This is a genomic window from Amycolatopsis sp. NPDC051106 (assembly GCF_040682775.1).
Classification (GTDB): domain Bacteria; phylum Actinomycetota; class Actinomycetes; order Mycobacteriales; family Pseudonocardiaceae; genus Amycolatopsis.
Genome location: NZ_JBFBBQ010000134.1, coordinates 1 through 18820, shown reverse-complemented (window position 1 = coordinate 18820; position 18820 = coordinate 1). Strand labels below are relative to the sequence as shown.

Sequence of the window (18820 nt, the reverse complement as noted above, 5' to 3'; positions counted from 1 at the left end):
GCCGCCCACTGACTGGCCCGCCGTGGTTATGTTATTGACTCATTCCTGGCGCTGGACGCCAGGAATGAGTCATTCACTGCAACGGCACCTGCCCCGAACGTGCCAAAAGGGGCGGCCCCGACTTCGGGACCGCCCCCCTTGCGTGCCGTCAGGAGCGGCGGGCGATGACGTAGTGGGTCGGGAGGTTCAAGCCCGCCCCGTCCGCCAGCGTCTCCGTCGTGCGCAGCAGGAGTTCGCCGCCGTCCAGGATCGTGAAGCCGCCCGCCTCGTACACCGTCTCCAGTTCCGCCTCGCCCGCCGCCGGCTGGAGGCCGATGCCGAAATAAATCGACACGCGCTCGAGCTTGGGCAGGTCGTTGGCCGGATCCGCGATCAGCTGCTGCATGTACGTGTAGCTCGCCGGCGTCAGCTCCTGGTTGAACACGCACCCGCGGTCCCCGGCCAGCACGGCCAGGTTCCGCGCGCACGCCACCCGCTTCTCGACCGGCAGCTGGTGGATCACGCCGGACAGGTAGATGTTCACGTCGCCGTACCGCTCGCGGAACGCCGCCACCGCCGCGTCGTCGAGCACGTCGAGCAGCTCGTAGGACGCGTTGTCCGCGGCGTTCTCCACCCGCGCCCGGTGCAGGGCCGCTTCCGCGATGTCGACGCCGACGACCCGGTCGTACAGCCCGGCCAGGTACTTCGTCTGGGTCCCGTTGCCGCAGCCCAGGTCGACCAGCGGGAGCGCCGGGTCGAAGTGCGCCTTGAACAGCTCCGCGTGCGCGGCCGCGCCGTCGGCGGGCTCGCAGTCCCAGAAGGCCGCGCCCGTCCGGTCCGGGAGGTCCGTCCAGTAGGCCTCCCAGATCTGCCCGTCCTTGTTCGCCATCGTCGGCTTCTCCCGCCGGGTCAGTTCTTCGGCCACGGGATTTCCGGGGCCGCGTAGTACTTCACGCCGAGCGCCCGCCAGCGCGGGCCCTGCGCGGCCAGCCGGGACGCGAACGACGTCCAGTCGTGGCTCGCCTGCGGCGACCAGCCGATCTCGGCGATCGCCGGCAGCCGGGGGAAGGCCAGGTAGCGGACGTCGTCGAAGCTGCGCACGGTGTCCGTCCACAAGGGAGCTTCGACGCCGTCGATGTTCGAGTTCAGCGCGCCGGGCACCACCGCGGTCGGGTCCCAGCCGTACGCGGCCTGGACGCTGATGTCGCCCGCCCACTCGAGGCCGATGTCGGCCGGGACGCCGGGGGCGTACTTCATGTCGAGGTAGGTGTAGACGCACGGCGCCATGATCAGCTTCGCGCCCTTTTGGCTGGCTTCGCCGACCTCGTTCTGCGTGCCGTCGTAGATCCAGAACTCGCCGGTCGCGCCCTGCGGCGGCGTCGCGGTGAGCATCTCCGCCCAGCCCAGCAGCTTCTTGCCGGCCTTGGCCACCATCGGCGCGATCTTCGCCATGAACGCCGTGTACTGCGCGTCGTCGAGATCCTGGATCTCGTCGCCGCCGACGTCGAGGTAGCCGCCCGGGGTCAGCGCCGCGAGCTGGCCGAGCACGTCACCGATGAACTTGTACGTGATCGGCTTGTCGACGCACAGGTCCGACCGCGGCGCGGGCGTGAGGCCGGTGTAGACCGGCCCGGCGACGCCGTCGCAGTTGAGCTCGGCGTACGACGACAGCGCCGCGCCGAAGTGCGACGGCATGTCGATCTCCGGCACGACCGTGATGTGCCTGCTCTGCGCGTAGGCGACGATGTCGCGGTACTGGGCCTGGGTGTAGAAACCGCCGGCCCCGCCGCCGGAGCCGGTGCTCGCGCCCTTGGCGGTCAGGTTCGGCCAGCCGGTGATCTGCAGCCGCCAGCCCTGGTCGTCGGTGAGGTGCAGGTGCAGGTTGTTGACCTTGTACAGCGCGATGTCGTCGAGGTACTTCTTCACGTCGGCCACCGGCAGGAAGTGCCGCGCCACGTCGAGCATCGCGCCGCGGTACGGGTACCGCGGATAGTCGAGGATGTGGCCGCCGGGCACCGTGAGCGTCCCGCTGAGCGAGGCGGGCAGGAGCTGGCGCAGCGTCTGCACGCCGTTGAACAGCCCCGCGGGCTTCGCGGCCCGGATGGTCACCCCGGACGCCGTGCTGTCGAGCGTGTAGCCCTCGGCCCCGACGCGGGGGTCGGCGCCGCCGAGCAGTAGCGAGATCCCGGGCAGCGCCTTCGGGACGCCGGGGAGGGCGGGAGCGGGGATGACGGGGACCCGGAACCGGGTCGCCGGGCGGAGCAGCCCGGCGAGGTAGTCGCCGACCTGGCGGGCGTCGGTGCCGCCGGAGGTGAACACCACCGTCGCCGGGTTGAGCAGGTAGCGGACGGCCGGGTCCGGCGTCACCGACACCGGGGCCGGCACGACCTGCTGGAGGGTGGATGCGGCCGGAACCGCCTGCGGTGCGGCGCCGGCGGGCACCGCGGGGGCGAGCAGGCCGAGGAGGGAGAGGAACAGCGCCCCACGCCTGACACTTCGAGCGGTCATGAGCCGTCCATTGCGGATAGTGGTGACGGGAAAAAGAGAGTGGCCTCTTTCTCTTAACGGCCGGACCGGGGGCGAGTCCACCCGATCGGCCGACGTCTGGGGAGACTGCTAAGCCCCGTTGCTCCGCATGCCGGAACAACTAAGGTTGTGAGCCGACAACCTTCCGTCACCGGCTGTCAACCTTTGGCCGTTTTTCGGCGGGGGTCCGGTCCGCGAAGATCGGGTGACACGCCACGGAGCGCGTCCGCCAGGGGGAGCACCCGGCCGGACGCGGGGATCCCGGCTCGTACCGACGAACGACTCAGAAACGGGTGACCGACATGACCGAGACGCCGACCGCCGTCCACTACCGCGCCTACCTGCTGGCCTACGACCTGGAGAAGGAAGACCTCTACGACCGCACCCGCACCGCGTTCCTGACCCGCGCCGGCGTGCTCACGGAGCTGGCGCTGCGCGGCAACGTCGCCGACGAGGACGGGGACGCCGTGCTGGTCAAGTCGGACCCGACCGGCGACCCGGTGCTCGACCGCGTGCTGGCGCAGATCGGCAACGAGAAGCGCAGCTGGAAGTCGTGGCTGCGGCACGACTACAAGGAGACCCTCGACGCGATCGAGGAGCAGCTCGTGGCGCAGAAGCTGCTGACGGTCCAGGAGAAAAAGGTCCTGGGCGTCGTGCCGAAGACCCACGTGACGGCCACCGACCCCGCGCTGGCCAAGGCGCTGCAGGAGCACGCCGTCGAGGTGCTGCACGGTTCGACCCCGGCTTCCCAGGTCGGCGCGGACGACGCCGCGCTCGTCGCGCTCGCCGCCGCCGGGACGGTGCCGAGCGTCGTCACGCGCAAGGAGAGCAAGGGCGAGTACAAGGACCGCATCGAGGAGCTGACCGACCGCGTCGGCGAGGTGGCGCCGGGGCTGGAGAAGGCCCTGCGCGGCATCCGGCTGACGATGATCGCCGCCCAGGGCGGGCTCGGCTTCAGCGGCTGACGCACTCCGCAAGCGAAAGGACCCGGTGGCCGCGAGGCTGCCGGGTCCTCTTTGCGTTGTCGATGGGGTGGTTTCCCGGGCACCCCGAAGCCTTCATTGTGACTACGGCCGGCAACACCGGGTCAAGGCGGGAAAGATGCCTTGACCCGGCGCCGCCGGCCGTGTTCTGGCTTCGGATCGGGGTGCGGGGGAGTCTGGGTGCTCGTTCGTCCGGGTTGCGCCGGCGGCGCCGTACGACGGAAGGACCCGGCAGCTGCCCCAGCCGCCGGGTCCTTCCGCTTCTTCACCCCTGGGAGGGGTCACCCGAGCGCGGGCATCACCTTGTCCGCGAACAGGTTCAGCGTGCGCGACATCGTCTCCAGCGACTGGCCGCCGAAGTCGAGGTTCCACAGGATCACGTCGGGGCCGAGCACGTCGCGGACCTCTTCGATCCGGCCCAGCACCGTGTCGGGCGAGCCGACGACGGCCTTGGCCTCCAGCCCGTCGGTCTCCAGGTCGAAGCTGGCCATCTGCCGCGCCATCGCCGTGTAGCCCTCGTACGCCGGGGACTCGACGTTGTGCCAGGACAGGATCGCTTCCTTGAAGGCGTTGAACGACTTCACCATGAACGGCACCGCCAGGTCGCGGGCCTCTTCGTCGGTGTCGGCGATCAGCAGCGGGATGCTCACCGCGAACTTCGGCTTGCGGCCGGAGTCGCCGTGCTCCTCCATGAACGCGCTGCGGTACAGCTCGACGTACTCGCGCTTGCGGGCCATCTCGTTGAGCTGGGTCGAGCTGATGAGCAGGTTGAAGCCCTTGCGGCCGGTCCAGTCGAAGCTCGCCGGGGTCGCCAGCGCGGCCACCCACACCGGCGGGCCAGGCTGCTGCACCGGCGCCGGCAGCGAGTTCGCGTTCTCGTACTTGAAGAACGGCGTGTCCTCGGTGACGTCCTTTTCGTTCCACAGCCGCACGACCGCCTCGATGGTCGCGAGGAATCGCTCGCGGCTGGTGTCCATGTCGACGCCGAAGGCCTCGAACTCGTAGGGCAGGAAGGCCCGCGCGAACCCGACGTCCAGGCGGCCGCCGCTCATCACGTCGACCTGCGCGGCGTGCGCGGCGATCTGGATGGGGTGGTGGAACGAGGCCTGGATGCCGCCGGTCATCAGGCGGATCGACTGGGTGCGCGCGGCCACGGCCGACAGGAAGGCCAGCGGGCTGGGGGAATATCCGCCGTAGGAGCGCAGGTAGTGCTCGGTCATCTTGACGTAGTTCAGGCCGAGCCGATCGGCGAGCACACTGACCTGCAGCACATCCTGGAAGTACTGCGAGGCGGTCGTGGTCTCCGGGTCGCAGTCCGGCAACAGCGAGACGCCATACTCCACGTTCTGATACCTCCGGCGAATAGGGTGACGAGCCTGGATGGGCCGGCTGCCAGCTTTTTCCCCTTGCCTCGCCCGCGACAGCCGCCCTACCAGGCCAACCCTGGGGGAACTCTTAAGGAGTCCCGCGCCCGGAGCTGAGGTTTTGCCTAGAGACCCCATGCTAGCCCGGTTCCGCGCCTGAAGGCGTGCGTAGCGTCGCGGCAGCCGCTTCGCAACCGTTCGTCAGGAGAATTCGGTGACTCTGGGATATCTGTTCGGCGCGAACATCTCCGATCCCGACCCGGAACACGGCGCGAAGCTCTACGAGGCGTACCCGGCCATGCGCCGCTCCTACGAGCAGGTGCGCGACTGGACCGGCATCGAACCGCGCGCCCTGCTGCGCGGCGAGTTCGAACCCCGGGGCGACCACGACCGCTTCAGCCTCGCCGGCATCCGGCTGGCCGCGCTGGCGTTCGGCATCCACGACGTGCTCGCCGAGTCCGACATCCACCCGGGCGTCGCCGGCGGCATCAGCCTCGGCGGCCTGATCGCGAGCGCGATCGCGGGCGCGGTGGACCGCCGCACCCTGTTCGACCTGCTGGTGCGCGAGGCCAAGACGCCGGTTCCCGACCCGGCGCCGCCGGCGCAGGGGGCGGCCATCGCCTTCCTCCCGGTGACCGAGGACCCGACGTTCTACTACGGCGACCGGCGGCCCGGGGTGTACCTCGGCGGCGACTTCGGGGTGCTCTCGAACGGCACCGCCCGGCTGCTCATGCTCAGCGGCACCGCCGAGGCCCTGGACAAGCTCGTCGCGCAGAGCCCGCCCGGCATGATCAGCGTCATCGACGGCCAGCCGTTCGCCGTGCATTCCCCGCTGCGCCAGTACGCGACCGACTTCATGGCCCCCACCGTGGCGGCCATGACGGTGACCGACCCGCGCATCCCGGTGTGCTCGTTCCTCGAGGAGCGCGCGCTGACGACGGCGGACGAGGTCCGCGATCTGTTCCAGCGCAACAAGACCACCACGATGAGCCTGCCGCACGTGTGCGCCGGGATGAAGGACCAGGGCGTCCGGCTCGCCTTCGTCCTCGGCCCGACGCTGCCCGCCGGCGTGCTCGACTTCCCGTTCCCCGTGGTGCGGATCACCGAGCCGCACCACGTCACCGAAGCCATGACCGCGATCTACGACTACGCGGTCGACCTCGTCGCCCCCAGCGCCTGAGCAAGGAGAAACCGTGAGCACCCGCACGCACGAACGTGCCAGCCTGACCGACCACTGGTTGTCCCTCGACCTCGACGCGTGGACGCGGCACGTGGTGCGGCGGCACTTCAACCCGGAGCTCGGCAGCCCGTACTGGCTGAAGCGGGCGACCGAGCTGGCGTTCGACCCGATGGACATCACCCGGTACGACCAGCTCGCCGAGTTCGGCCCGTTCCCGCCCGGTGACCTGCGCGGCATGGACCCCGGTGACCTGGTGCCGCGCACCGTGCCGCGGCCGCTGATCGGGCGCGTCTGGGAGTCCGGCGGCACGACCGGCGACCCCGTGCGCGTGTTCTACACCGAAGACATGATGACGCACCGCGTCGAGTGGCGGCGCTGGTCGTACCTCTTCGACGGCTACCAGGCGGGCCGCACCTGGCTGCAGGCGACGCCGAGCGGGCCGCACCAGATCGGCAACGGCGCGATCGAGCTGTCCGAACAGCTGGCCGGGCTCGTGTACGGCATCGACATGGACCCGCGGTGGATCAAGCAGCTCATCCGCGCCGGCAAGATGAAAGAGCTGGGGGAGTACACCGAGCACGTGCTCGGCCAGATCGTCGACTGCCTGCGCTCGCAGCACGTCCACTACCTCAACACCACGCCCGCGCTGCTGCAGAAGCTGATCGCGCGGCACCCGGAGCTGGTCGCGGCGCTCGACGGCGTCCGCCTCGGCGGCACGCACATGAGCCCGCGGATGTACCAGGACTTCGTCCAGGCGCTCGACGGCGGCCTCGTGCGGTCGGGCTACGGCAACACCTTCGGCAACGCGGTGAGCCTGCACCCCGAGGACGGCGGCGCGATCCTGCCCTACGCGCCGACGTACCCGCAGGTGACGATGTCCGTGGTGGACCCGGAGGACTTCCGGAAGACCGTCGACAAGGGACAGTCGGGCCAGCTGAAGCTGACCGTGCTGCACGAAGACCTCTTCCTGCCCAACCTGATGGAGCGCGACGAGGCGACCCGCTACGACACGAAGGGCGAGTGGCCGGTGGACGGCGTGTACAACGTGCGCCCGCTGCAGGTGAGCCAGGCCGCGCCGGAAGGTCTCTACTGATGGCGGCGCCGAAGGTGGTCGTCGTCGGCGCCGGGGTCATCGGCGCCTCGGTGGCCTACCACCTCGCCCGGCGCGGCGCCCGCGTCCACTGCGTCGACCGCGCGGACCGGCCCGCCTCGGGCACCACGGAGGTCGGGTTCGCCACCGCCACGGCGTACCGGCGTTTCCCAAAGGCGTACTTCGAGCTGAACCAGGCGGGCATCGCCGAGCACGCGGCGCTGGCCGGCGAGTTCGCGCCCGCGCCGTGGTGGCACCGCACCGGCACGGTGGCCTGGACCGACGACGAGTCGTTCGCCGGCTACCTCGCCCAGCTCGACGAGTGGGGCTGCCCGGTCGACCGGCACCCGGGCGCGGAAGCGGCCGGCGCCCTGGGTTCGTCGGTCGTCTTCCCTGCCACGGGCACGGTCGCCGTGCTGCCGGCCGAAGGCTGGATCGACGCGGTCGCGTTCACCCGCCACCTGCTGGACCAGGCGGTTTCCCTCGGCGCCACGCTGGAACTGAACGCCGAGGTGACCTCGGTGTCGCCCGGCGGCGTCGGGCTCGCGGACGGCCGCCGGCTCGAGGCCGACGCCGTGGTCAACGCCGCCGGCTCGGCCGCGGACGAGATCGGCGCGCTGGCCGGCGCCCGCCCGTTCCTCGGCCCGCCGCGGCGCAGCCTGATCGCGCACCTGCTCGTCGACGGCGACCCCCTCGAGTACATCCTGCGCGCGCCCGAGGTCAGCATCCGCCCCGACGGCCCCGGCCGCGTGGTCCTGCGCTCGGACCGCGTCGACCGCGGGCTGCCACCGCGCTCGGGCGCCCCCGACCCGGAGTACGTGAAGGACCTGCTGGACCGCGCGGCGAAGGTGGTGCCGCTGCTGGGCACCGCGACCGTGCGGACGGCCGACGTCGTGGACGCGCGCTGCGCCCGGGACGAACTGCCGAGCGTCGGCCCGCTGTCGGCCGTGCCGGGGTACTACGAGGCCGTCGCGAGCGCGGGGGTCACGCTGGGGCCGCTGTTCGGGCGTGCACTGGCCGGCCGGATCGTCGACGGCGTGGGCGACGACCTGGTCGACGTCTTCACGCCGGATCGCTTCGGCAGCGCACAGCACTAGCAAGTTCCCCAAAAAATCCGCCGCATAATGATCTCGCACCGGGAAAGCGGTGCGAAGGGGTGTAGCTCTCAATTGGCCAGAGCAGCGGTTTCCAACACCGACGGTTGCAGGTTCGAGTCCTGCCGCCCCTGCCACGAACACCAGTAGCACCGGTCCCGGGTCGGGCCCGCCGAACCGTTGGGAGTGCCCGAGGTGACCATCTGGACCGAGCTGCTCGGCAGCCAGACCCACGTCCTCGGCGAGAAGCACCGGACGCGCGTCATCGAGGCCGGGGACGGCGAGGCCCTGGTGCTGCTGCACGGCGTCGGCGGGCACGCGGAGGCCTACGCGCGCAACGTGACCCGGCTCGGCCGGCACTACCGCACGATGGCGATGGACCTGCTGTGGCACGGCTTCTCCGGCAAGCCCGAGTTCACCCACGACGCCGTCGGCACCTACGTCGAGCAGGTGCTCGACCTGCTGGACTCCCAGGGCATCGAGCGCGCGCACCTCGAAGGCGAGTCGCTCGGCGGCTGGGTCGCGCTGACGCTCGCGCTGGAGCACCCCGACCGCGTCGGGAAGCTGGTGCTCAACACCACCGCCGGCATCAAGTGGGCGCCGGGCTCGGTCGACGAGCGGCCCGCCGAAGGGCGCGAGGCTCTGCGCGCCCGGTCGCTGGCCGCGATCGAGAACCCGACCCCGGAGACCATCCGCACCCGGCTGGAATGGCTGATGGCCACGCCGGACCGCGTCACCGACGAGCTGGTCGAGGTCCGCCGCCGGATCTACGCCGAACCGGCGACCAACGCCGCGCTGCGCACGGTGTTCGAGAACTCCTTCGGGTTCGGCTCCGGGCCGAACCGGAGGATCTCCGAGGACCGGCTGGCGACGGTGAGCGTGCCGACGCTGGTGCTGTGGTCGGACCACAACCCCGGCAGCGGGCCCGACGTGGGCCGCCGGATCGCGAAACTCATCCCGGGCGCGGCCTTCCACTGTGTCGCCGACGCCGCGCACTGGCCGCAGTGGGAGCAGCCCGAGGAACACGACCGCGTGGTCCTCGACTTCCTGGGCCGTGCGGAGTGACCAGCAGGAGGACGGACCCCATGCGCATCCGCAGTCTCGCCTACGTCGGACTGTCCACAAGGGAGGTTCCGGCCTGGGAGACGTTCGCCGCGGACGTCCTGGGCCTGCCGGGCCAGTGGGTGGACGACGAGCGCCTGCTGCTGCGCATGGACGAGCGGGCCTACCGCTTCGACGTGCGCCGCGGCGAGCGCGAAGCGCTGTCCTGGCTGGGCTGGGAGGTGGCGAGCGCCGCCGACCTCGCCGCGCTCGAGCACGAACTGACCGCGGCCGGCGTCGCGGTGACCCGGGCGAGCGCCGCCGAGTGCGCCGACCGGCGCGTCGCGGGCATGGCCTGGCTCGAGGACCCCTCCGGGCTGCGCCACGAGCTGTGCTACGGGCAGGAGGCCGACTTCCGGCCGCTGCGCCTGACCCGGCCGCTGGCCGGCTACCGGACCGGCGAGCACGGGATGGGCCACGCCGTCGTCGGCGTCACCAACTACGCCGAGACGCTGGCGTTCCTGGTGGACACGCTCGGCTTCGGCGTCAGCGACACGTTCAAGGGCTTCATCGCGTTCCTGCACTGCAACCCGCGTCACCACTCCATCGCGCTGGTGGAGACCGACGAGCCCGGCCTGCGGCACATCATGCTGGAGACGACGACGCTCGACGACGTCGGCTCGACCATCGACGTCGCCTACGACCGCCGCATCGTGACCCGCACGCTGGGCAGGCACACCAACGACCGGGCCGTGTCGTTCTACCTCGAAACGCCCTCGGGCTGGGAGATCGAGTACGGCTGGGACGGCCTGGACGTGGACACCGCCGACTGGTCGACGCGGCAGCTGGCCGGGCCGACCAGTCTGTGGGGGCACCACCACGTGACCGGCACCGAGATCAAGACCTCATGACCCCCGATCCGATCGACCCGGACATCACGCAACTGTCCGGCTGGCAGCGGGAATGGGTCAAGGCCGCCCGCGCCGCGGTCGACGAGGAAGAGCTGGCGCTGCTGTGCCAGGCGGCCACCGACATCCCCAGCCCGACCGGCTGCGAGCGCGAGCTGGCCGAGTACTTCCGCGACGTCATGACCTCGGCCGGGGCCGACAGCCGCGTCCAGGCGATCGACGAACGCCAGGCCAACCTCGTCACCCGCGTCGGCACCGGCCGCACGGGTGCGCAGCTGCTCCTGCTGGCGCCGCTCGACACCGCGTTCGCGCCGGGCCCGGAGGACGCGCCGTGGCTCGGCGAACGGCCCCGCGACGACTTCTCGCTGCCCGCGCAGCGCTACGGCGACAAGGTCGTCGGGCTCGGCGCGGAGAACCCCAAGGCGTTCGCCAGCTGCGCGCTGGCCGCCGCGCTCGCCGTGCACCGCTCCGGCGTGCCGATGGACGGGCAGCTGGTGGTCGCGCTGGTCGGCGGCAGCATGCCGGTGCTGGCCGGGGAGCTGTCCTCGCGGCGCAACTCGGGCATGGGCGTCGGCACCCAGTTCCTGCTGGACCACGGCCAGTGCTCCTCCGACCTCGCGATCGTGCTCAAGCCGGGCTATTCGGTGGTGCACGAGGAGGTCGGGTTCGTGATCTTCCGCGTCGTGGTGCGCGGTTCGGTCGGCTACACCGGCAGCCGGCACAAGGGGCACTACAACAACGCGATCCTCGCCGGCGCGCGGATGATCGGGCGGCTGGAGAGCTGGTTCGCCGAGTACACCGCGCGCAACTCCTCGGGGCAGGTGGCGCCGCAGGGCGCGGTCACCGCGATCCGGGCCGGCGACGGGACCAAGCCGGCGTTCAACCCGGCGACCTGCGAGTTCTGGGTCGACCTGCGGGTCAACCCGCGCACCACGGTCAACGACGTGGCCGGCCAGTTCGAGGCGATCGTCGCCGAGCTGCGGGCGTCGGAGCCGGCCGTCGGGATCGAGGTCGAGCTGGTGGCCGGCCAAGCGGGTTCGGCCACCCCGGCCGACAGCCCGGTCGTCACCCGGCTGGTGCGGGCCTGGGAAGAAGTCGAGGGCCGGCCGCACGTGCCGGGCAAGCCGGGCAGCGGGCTGTCCGACGGCGGCGTGCTGCGCCGCCACGGCATCCCGACGGCGCGGATCGGCCTGCCGATGGCCGCCGAACCCGGGCCGTTCGAAGGGTTTTCCATGGGTGTCGCGGACCTGCCCGCCATGCGCCGGCTGGTCGACCTGCTGGTCGGCGTCGTGGTGGACGTGACCACCCGGCAGCGCGCCGAACTGCGTGAGCCTCCCGCGAGCAGTCGAGGAGACAACTGATGACCGAGGTCATGCCCCCCGTCGACGACGAACAGGCCCGCCCGGCGCGGCGGCAGGCGAACGTCGGCGGCCCCGGCCGCCGGGACTGGTCGACCTGGCCGCGCTACGAGAAGGCGGCACTCGGCTTCCGCGAGTACTGGTACCCGGTGGCGTGGTCGCGCAAGATCGGCAGGAAGCCCCGGGCGGTCCAGGTGCTCGGCGAGAAGATCATGCTGATCCGCGACGGCGGCGAGGTCCGCGCGCTGCACGACCGGTGCCCGCACCGCGGGGTCCCGCTGAGCCACAAGATGTCTTCGCAGGAGTTCCCCGGCACGTGGAGCTGCTGCTACCACGGCTGGACGTTCGATCTGGAGACCGGCGTCCTGGTCGCGGCGATCACCGACGGCCCGGAGTCGCCGATCTGCGGCAAGGTCACCGTGCGCACGTACCCGGTGGAGGAGGCGCGCGGCCTGGTCTGGGTGTGGCTGGGCGACGGCCCGGCCCGCCCGTTCGCCGACGACGTCCCGGCGGAGCTGCTCGACCCGGACGCGGTCGTCGTCGGCCGCATCACCGTGCGCGACGGCAACTGGCGCTTCGGCGCGGAGAACGGCTTCGACGACGGCCACGCGAAATGGCTGCACCGCAACGCGTTGTGGACCAAGCGCGTGAAGATGCCGGTGTGGAGCGAGATGAAGGTCATCCGCGACGGGCCGTGGATCACCCGCCGCAAGGACAAGATGCACTACAGCGCCTCGTTCCCCGGCCTGGGCGACTTCCCGAAGAAGAAGTGGTACCGCCGGCGCGAGGGCAACAAGACCAAGGTGTCGCTGCGGCTGCCGGGCACGCTGCGGGTGCAGTACGCGGAGTGGTCGCACTTCGAGTGGTGGGTCGCGGCGACGGCGGAGAACCACACCTACGTCCAGCTCGCCGTGATGAACCAGGGCAAGTGGCGCAATCGCAAGTTCTGGCTCTATTACTGGACGTGGGCGCGCTGGGTGTTCCACGGCATGTTCAACGACGAGGACCGCCTGATGGTGGAGGTCACCGACGCCCCGCCGGAGCGCCTGTACCGCCCCGACGTCTCACTGACCGAGTGGCGGCGGATGGTCGAGGAGGAGGCCCGGCGCAGCCCGGTCGACGTCGTGAAGGAACAGCAGGCCGAGCGGAGGCGGGCGAAGCATGACTGAGCCGTTCCGGCTGGTGGTCGGGATGTCCGGCTCCAGCGGGGCCATCTACGGGATCCGCCTGTTGGAGATCCTGAAGGGCATGCCCGAGGTCGAGACGCACCTGGTGGTGACCCCGGCGGCGCGCCAGACGATCGCGTTCGAGACCGACTGGAAGCCTTCGGATGTCTCGTCCCTCGCGGATTTCACCTACCGGCCAGGGGATATCGCGGCGCCGATCTCGAGCGGTTCGTTCCCGATCGACGCGATGATCGTGCTGCCGTGTTCCGTCCGGAGTCTCGGGGCGATCGCCTGGTCGCAGAACGACAGTCTGCTGGTGCGGGCGGCTGACGTGACGTTGAAGGAGCGGCGGAAGCTGGTGGTCGCTTTGCGCGAGACGCCGTTGCACCTGGGGCATCTGCGTGCGATGACTCAGGTTACGGAGATGGGCGGGATTCTGGCGCCGCTGATGCCGGCGTTCTACGGACGGCCCAAGTCGCTGGGTGACTTGGTGGACCACCAGGTCGGGCGGCTGTGCGACCTGCTGGGGATCAAGCCGCCGGACGAGCTGGTCGAGCGCTGGCACGGCCCCGCTACGCACTGACCGGCATCACGATGAAGGCCCCCTTCGCCGGAGGGGGCCTTCATCGTAGGTGGTGGAAGATCGCCCCCACCGGTCTCGACGCCGGTGAGGGCGACCTTCAGTCCAGGTAGGACGCCAGCGCGTCCCCGTTCTCCAGCAGTCCGCGGTGGTCCACCCGCGCCACCACTTCCGGCGGTACCCGGCACGAGGGCGGGAACACCGCCGGCGGCACCGGCTTCGTGCAGTCGAAGATCAGCTTGGTCTCCATCGGGCCCTTCTCCTCCCGGTTGTGCCCGTAGGTCACCGGGTTGAGCTGGCCGCCGAGGAAGCCCGGCATGATCGTCAGGTCGCGGTCGGCCTGGAAGCGCGTCGCCAGGCACCAGAGCGTCTCGACCTCGTTGAACACGTCGACGTCGTCGTCGACCACGAACACGTGCTTCAACAACGGATCCACCGCCAAGGCCGCGCACGCCGCGAGCTTCGGCTCGCCCTCCACGCGCTTGCTCATCGACAGGTACAGGTGCGAGCGCGCCATGCCCGACAGTGGCAGGTGCACCCCCGTCACCGTCGGGACCGCTTCCTTCACCCGGCGGTAGATGCTGCCCATCCGGGGGAGGCCGCCCAGCATGCTGTGCTCGGTGTGCGCGTTGAACACGTCGACGAAGATGGGCTTGCGGCGCATGGTGATCGCGGTGATCTTCACGTACGGCTGCGGCCCGGTGCGCGTGTAGAACCGCGGGTACTCGCCGAACGGGCCTTCGACGGCCGTCGCGTCCGGGTCGGTGTCGATCACGCCCTCGATGACGATCTCCGCGCGCGCGGGCACCTCGAGGTCGACCGTCTTGCAGGGCACCATCTCCAGCGGTTCGCCGAGCAGGCCGCCCACGACGTCGAGCTCGCCGCCGATTCCCTCCAGTTTGGACACCGCGCCCATCAGCAGCGCCGGGTGGTGGCCGATGACCAGCGCCACCTCCATCGGCTTCTTCTGCTCCCGCAGCTTGCGCAGCACGTAAGCCGTGTGGTGGGCCGGGTTGACCTGGATGCCCACCTGGTCGCGGCCCTGCTGCTGGTGCCGGAAGATGCCCGCGTTGATCTTGCCGCTGTCCGGGTCGCGGCAGATGGTCACCGCCGAGGTGATGTACTTGCCCGCGTCCAGCTCCTGGTGCTTGAGCAGCGGCAGCAGGCCGACGTCGATGTCGTCGCCGGTGAGCACGACCTCCTGCACCGGCGCGGTGGCCGTGGTGTCGACGGTGACCGGCTTGATGCCCGATCCCTCGCGCAGCGCGTATTCGGGCACCATCGAGTGCACGTCGGAGCCGATGCTGCGCGCGAGCCGCTCGTAGGTGCCGTGCAGGTTGATCAGCAGCGGGATCTCGGAACCGCCGACGTTTTCGCACAGCACCGCCGGGAAGCCGGGGTACGCGGGGTCGTCCTCCATGCGGTCGACCAGCGCGGTGACCTCGAACTCGGGGTCGACCGGCTTGCGCACGACCTTGATCTGGTCAGGCTCCAGCTCGGCCAGGAATGTCCGCAGATCCTTCGCCATCAAACGCCTTCCGTTCGCACCGTGGCTCGCGAACCGAGTATCGGCCCCGGTCGGGAGGCCGGAGGAGCCGCCGCGGCAAGAACTAGGGGAATGCTTCGTCCTGGCTCCGGGGTGACGCCGGGCGCGGGTTTCGCGGTGCTAAATGGTCTCGTCCCCGAAGCCGCGCGTCGTCGTACGTCAGGAGAACGACATGACCGTCACCGCAGCGCCGCCCCGCGAAGCCGCGGCGGCCGAACTGGCCCGGTCCTGGGCCGAGGAGCCCCGATGGCGCGGAGTCCGCCGGGACTACAGCGCCGAAGACGTCCTGCGGCTGCGCGGCAGCGTGACCGAAGAGCACACGCTCGCCCGGCTGGGCGCCGAGCGGCTCTGGAGCCTCCTGCACACCGAGGACTACGTCCACTCGCTGGGCGCGCTCACCGGCAACCAGGCCGTGCAGCAGGTCCGCGCCGGCCTCAAGGCCATCTACCTGTCCGGCTGGCAGGTCGCCGCCGACGCGAACCTCTCCGGCCACACCTACCCGGACCAGAGCCTCTACCCGGCCAACTCCGTCCCGCAGGTCGTGCGCCGGATCAACAACGCGCTGCTGCGCGCCGACCAGATCAGCTGGGCCGAGGACGAAAAGGACGCCCCGCACTGGCTGGCGCCGATCGTCGCGGACGCCGAAGCCGGCTTCGGCGGCGTGCTCAACGCCTTCGAGCTGATGAAGGGCATGATCGCCGGCGGCGCCGCCGGCGTGCACTGGGAAGACCAGCTGGCCGCGGAGAAGAAGTGCGGCCACCTCGGCGGCAAGGTGCTCATCCCGACTTCCCAGCACGTCCGCACGCTGCAGGCCGCGCGCCTGGCCGCCGACGTCAGCGACGTCCCCAGCCTCGTCATCGCGCGCACCGACGCCCAGGCCGCGAACCTCATCACCAGCGACGTCGACGACCGCGACAAGCCGTTCCTGACCGGCGAGCGCACCCCCGAGGGCTACCACCGCGTGCGCGGCGGCATCGAGCCGTGCATCGCCCGCGGCCTCGCCTACGCGCCGTACGCCGACCTGCTGTGGATGGAGACGTCCAAGCCGGACCTCGAGGTCGCGCGCCGGTTCGCCGAGGCGATCAAGGCCGAGTATCCCGACCAGCTGCTGGCCTACAACTGTTCGCCGTCGTTCAACTGGAAGCAGCACCTCGACGACGCGACGATCGCGAAGTTCCAGCGCGAGCTGGGGCACATGGGCTACAAGTTCCAGTTCATCACCCTCGCCGGATTCCACGCGCTGAACCATTCGATGTTCGCCCTGGCGCGCGACTACGCCGACGAAGGCATGACGGCCTACGTCGAGCTCCAGGAACGCGAGTTCGCCGCCGAGGCCGCCGGCTACACCGCGACGCGCCACCAGCGCGAGGTCGGCACCGGCTACTTCGACCTGGTCAGCACGGTCGTCAACCCGTCCAGCAACACCGTCGCGCTGATGGACTCCACGGAGAAGTCGCAATTCTACTGAGCAGGCACCGCCAATTCTGAGGGTTTCCCCAGACGGCTTCGTGCTAGAAACAAATCGACGACACTCAGTCACGCGAAAAACGGAATTCAGGACGGTTGCCCATGCGCATGCCCGAGAACCTCGAAGACATGGTTTACGGAGTCTATGGAACCACTGAAATCGCGGTGAAGCCATGCCCGTTCACGCAGGCCGAGATCGATGAGCTCGAGTCCACCAACGAAATGCTCATCTACGTGCCCCAGGAGATCTCCGAGGCGCAGATGATCGAGACCGGCAAGCTCAACACGAACTTCCGCTGGGAAGTCGAGCAGAACATGATCAAGAGCCCGATGACCGACGAGTCGCACTGGCTCGTCTGCTCGGCCTCGCCGATCCCGGAAATGCTCGGCCAGAGCACGCAGGCCATTTCCCGCGTCTACGAAGAAGAGGGCCTCGACGGGATGGACTTCCGCCGGTACCTCGCGTTCGTGCTCACCTACCGCCACCTCACCAACGAGTACCCCGACTTCCGGCAGTGGTGCCTGCTCGTCGGCGGCCACTACGACCGCAGCGGCATCTCGCTGGTCGGCTTCGACAAGCACGGCAACTTCGGGCACCACGGCTGGATGAAGAACTTCAAGGCCAAGATGTCCGGCGGCCGGTACGTCGCCTTCGCCCCGCGCAAGCACATCAACGCCGAGACCGAGCGCCTGGAGCGCCCCCGCCGTGGCTCGCGCAACAAGGCCACGCACGACGCGGGAACCGACTGATCTCTTTTCCGAATTCCGAGCACAACCCTGTGCGTGGAGCTGTGCCGTCACTGGAGGAAGAAACCATGGCAGACGACGAGCGCGTGGACATCACGCGAAAGCTCGTTGAGTTCGTCGAGAAGCACCTGTTGGACGGCAAGGACGTGGGGGAACTGACCACGACCACGCCGTTGCTGGACTGGGGCCTGCTCAACTCGATCGAAACCACCCGGCTGGTCGCCTACCTCCGCGAGGAGTTCTCCGTGCGGGTTCCCCCGACGGAGATGGTGGCCCGCCACTTCAAGGACATCGAAAGCATCGCCGACCTGGTGATCTCGCTGCGCGCGCCGGTCGCCTGACCCCTTTTCGGATCTTGAACGGAGAACCTGTGTCTTACGACTACGATGTCGGCATCATCGGCGGTGGCCCGGCCGGTTCCACGGCGGCGTCCTACCTGGCGAAGGCCGGCCTTTCGGTGGTGGTCTTCGAGGGCGAAACGTTCCCTCGCGAGCACGTCGGCGAGTCCCTCGTCCCCGCGGTCATCCCCGTGATGCACGACATCGGGGTCATCGGCAAGGTCGAGGCGGCCGGCTTCCCCCGCAAGTACGGTGCCGCGTGGACGTCTTCGGACACCCGCCCGACGAGCACACTGGACTTCGACGCCGGGTCGCACGGCCTCGGCGTCGCGGAAATCGCTTACGAGGAGCGTGACCAGGACGGCGTCGACCGCGTCTACGCCTGGCACGTCGACCGCGGCCAGTTCGACTCGCTGCTGCTCAAGCACTCCGAGGAGCTCGGCGCCAAGGTCTACCAGGGCGTCCGCGTCAACCGCGTCGACTTCACCGACCGCGACCGGCCGGTGCTGCAGGCCAAGATCGGCGAGCAGCCGATCGAGGTCGCCGTCCGCGTCGTGCTCGACGCGTCCGGCCGCCAGACCCTGCTGGGCCAGCAGCTCAAGGTCAAGGTGCCGGACAAGGTGTTCAACCAGTACGCGGTGCACACCTGGTTCGAGGGCCTCGACCGCGCGTCGCTGGCGCGCCGTCCCGAGGACGCCGACTACATCCACGTGCACTTCCTGCCGCAGGAGAACACCTGGGTGTGGCAGATCCCGATCACCGAGTCCATCACCTCGATCGGCGTCGTCACCCAGAAGGAGAAGTTCAAGGAGCACAAGGACGACCTCGAGGGCTTCTTCTGGAACTCCGTCGGCACCCGGCCGGAGATGCTGGACGCGCTCAAGAACGCCAAGCGCGTGCGGAAGTTCAAGACCGAGGGCGACTACAGCTACGGCATGAAGCAGATCGCCGGCGACTCGCTGGTGCTCATCGGCGACGCCGCCCGCTTCGTCGACCCGATCTTCTCCAGCGGCGTCAGCGTCGCGATGAACAGCGCCCGCCTGGCGGCCAAGGACGTCATCGCCGCGCACCAGGCCGGCGACTTCCGGCGGGAGCGGTTCGACAACTACGTCAACACCCTCCGCAAGGGCGTCAACATCTGGTACGACTTCATCTCGATGTACTACCGGCTGAACGTGCTGTTCACCGCGTTCATCGATGACGACCGGTACCGCAAGGACGTCATCCAGATGCTCCAGGGCGACGTCTACGACGCCGAGGAGCCGGCGGCCCTGACCGCGATGAAGGAGTACGTCGCCGCCGTCGAGGCCGACCCCACGCACCTGTGGCACGGGCACCTCGGCAGCCTCAAGGCCTCTTCTTCGGCACTGGCCCTGTTCTAACGCCCCAATGTGGCGTTGGTTGCGTCCAGCGCACCCAATGTGGCGTTCGGTGCGTCAGACGCACCGAACGC

17 protein-coding genes and 1 tRNA gene are annotated in these 18820 nt (G+C 69.9%); 14 read left to right on the top strand and 4 right to left on the bottom strand.

The genetic code is table 11. The features are described 5' to 3' along the window. Positions 1-148 precede the first annotated feature (148 nt). Together AB0M83_RS45525 and AB0M83_RS45520 are read right to left on the bottom strand one after the other, a co-directional pair. A complete protein-coding gene (locus AB0M83_RS45525) occupies positions 149-904 on the bottom strand; it encodes a class I SAM-dependent methyltransferase (RefSeq protein ID WP_364527977.1) in 756 nt (251 codons plus the stop codon). Continuing rightward, positions 889-2487 (bottom strand): beta-N-acetylhexosaminidase, encoded by a 1599-nt coding sequence (locus AB0M83_RS45520; protein WP_364527975.1) that lies wholly within the window; start codon positions 2485-2487, stop codon positions 889-891. Before AB0M83_RS45520 ends, AB0M83_RS45525 begins: the two co-directional genes overlap by 16 nt. A 320-nt stretch (positions 2488-2807) precedes the next feature. Here AB0M83_RS45520 and AB0M83_RS45515 point away from each other — a divergent pair, with 320 nt between their 5' ends. Then, positions 2808-3470 (top strand): GPP34 family phosphoprotein, encoded by a 663-nt coding sequence (locus AB0M83_RS45515; RefSeq protein ID WP_364527972.1) that lies wholly within the window; start codon positions 2808-2810, stop codon positions 3468-3470. A 299-nt stretch (positions 3471-3769) separates the two neighbouring features. On the opposite strand, the gene AB0M83_RS45510 is transcribed toward AB0M83_RS45515, so the two are convergent. Beyond that, positions 3770-4831, bottom strand: coding sequence for an LLM class flavin-dependent oxidoreductase (locus tag AB0M83_RS45510; RefSeq protein WP_364527969.1), 1062 nt, complete (start codon positions 4829-4831; stop codon positions 3770-3772). A 235-nt stretch (positions 4832-5066) separates the two neighbouring features. Here AB0M83_RS45510 and AB0M83_RS45505 point away from each other — a divergent pair, with 235 nt between their 5' ends. From AB0M83_RS45505 to AB0M83_RS45465, 9 genes are all read left to right on the top strand, one after another. Next, a complete protein-coding gene (locus AB0M83_RS45505) occupies positions 5067-6032 on the top strand; it encodes a hypothetical protein (RefSeq protein ID WP_364527966.1) in 966 nt (321 codons plus the stop codon). A gap of 13 nt (positions 6033-6045) precedes the next feature. Continuing rightward, positions 6046-7125 carry a hypothetical protein gene (locus AB0M83_RS45500; protein ID WP_364527963.1) on the top strand — a complete coding sequence of 360 codons (1080 nt, stop codon included), beginning with the start codon at positions 6046-6048 and terminating at the stop codon, positions 7123-7125. Further along, on the top strand, positions 7125-8219 hold the full coding sequence (locus AB0M83_RS45495) for an FAD-dependent oxidoreductase (protein ID WP_364527960.1): 1095 nt from the start codon (positions 7125-7127) through the stop codon (positions 8217-8219). Before AB0M83_RS45500 ends, AB0M83_RS45495 begins: the two co-directional genes overlap by 1 nt. Positions 8220-8274: 55 nt before the next feature. Beyond that, positions 8275-8353, top strand: a tRNA-Trp gene (locus AB0M83_RS45490). 58 nt (positions 8354-8411) lie between these two features. Then, positions 8412-9281 carry an alpha/beta fold hydrolase gene (locus AB0M83_RS45485; protein WP_364527958.1) on the top strand — a complete coding sequence of 290 codons (870 nt, stop codon included), beginning with the start codon at positions 8412-8414 and terminating at the stop codon, positions 9279-9281. Between the two features lie 20 nt (positions 9282-9301). Continuing rightward, a complete protein-coding gene (locus tag AB0M83_RS45480; protein ID WP_364527955.1) occupies positions 9302-10168 on the top strand; it encodes a VOC family protein in 867 nt (288 codons plus the stop codon). Further along, positions 10165-11526 (top strand): peptidase dimerization domain-containing protein, encoded by a 1362-nt coding sequence (locus tag AB0M83_RS45475; protein WP_364527952.1) that lies wholly within the window; start codon positions 10165-10167, stop codon positions 11524-11526. Before AB0M83_RS45480 ends, AB0M83_RS45475 begins: the two co-directional genes overlap by 4 nt. Then, positions 11526-12692, top strand: a complete 1167-nt coding sequence (locus AB0M83_RS45470; RefSeq protein WP_364527949.1) for a Rieske 2Fe-2S domain-containing protein — start codon at positions 11526-11528, stop codon at positions 12690-12692. Before AB0M83_RS45475 ends, AB0M83_RS45470 begins: the two co-directional genes overlap by 1 nt. After that, positions 12685-13272, top strand: coding sequence for a UbiX family flavin prenyltransferase (locus AB0M83_RS45465; RefSeq protein ID WP_364527947.1), 588 nt, complete (start codon positions 12685-12687; stop codon positions 13270-13272). The genes AB0M83_RS45470 and AB0M83_RS45465 overlap by 8 nt, the downstream gene beginning before the upstream one ends. 97 nt (positions 13273-13369) lie before the next feature. Here the strand turns inward: AB0M83_RS45465 and AB0M83_RS45460 are convergent, their stop codons facing one another. Continuing rightward, the gene (locus AB0M83_RS45460) at positions 13370-14797 is read right to left on the bottom strand and encodes a UbiD family decarboxylase (RefSeq protein WP_364527945.1); all 1428 of its coding nucleotides are present in this window, start codon (positions 14795-14797) and stop codon (positions 13370-13372) included. Positions 14798-14987: 190 nt separating this feature from the next. Here AB0M83_RS45460 and aceA point away from each other — a divergent pair, with 190 nt between their 5' ends. The 4 genes from aceA (at position 14988) to AB0M83_RS45440 (ending at position 18749) form a co-directional block, all read left to right on the top strand. After that, positions 14988-16283, top strand: coding sequence for an isocitrate lyase (gene aceA, locus AB0M83_RS45455; protein ID WP_364527942.1), 1296 nt, complete (start codon positions 14988-14990; stop codon positions 16281-16283). Positions 16284-16411: 128 nt separating this feature from the next. Then, positions 16412-17032: a hypothetical protein gene (locus AB0M83_RS45450; protein WP_364527939.1), complete on the top strand. Its 621-nt coding sequence runs from the start codon at positions 16412-16414 to the stop codon at positions 17030-17032. Between the two features lie 65 nt (positions 17033-17097). Continuing rightward, positions 17098-17370, top strand: coding sequence for an acyl carrier protein (locus AB0M83_RS45445; protein WP_364386293.1), 273 nt, complete (start codon positions 17098-17100; stop codon positions 17368-17370). Between the two features lie 29 nt (positions 17371-17399). Continuing rightward, positions 17400-18749 (top strand): NAD(P)/FAD-dependent oxidoreductase, encoded by a 1350-nt coding sequence (locus AB0M83_RS45440; protein WP_364527936.1) that lies wholly within the window; start codon positions 17400-17402, stop codon positions 18747-18749. Positions 18750-18820: the final 71 nt, after the last annotated feature.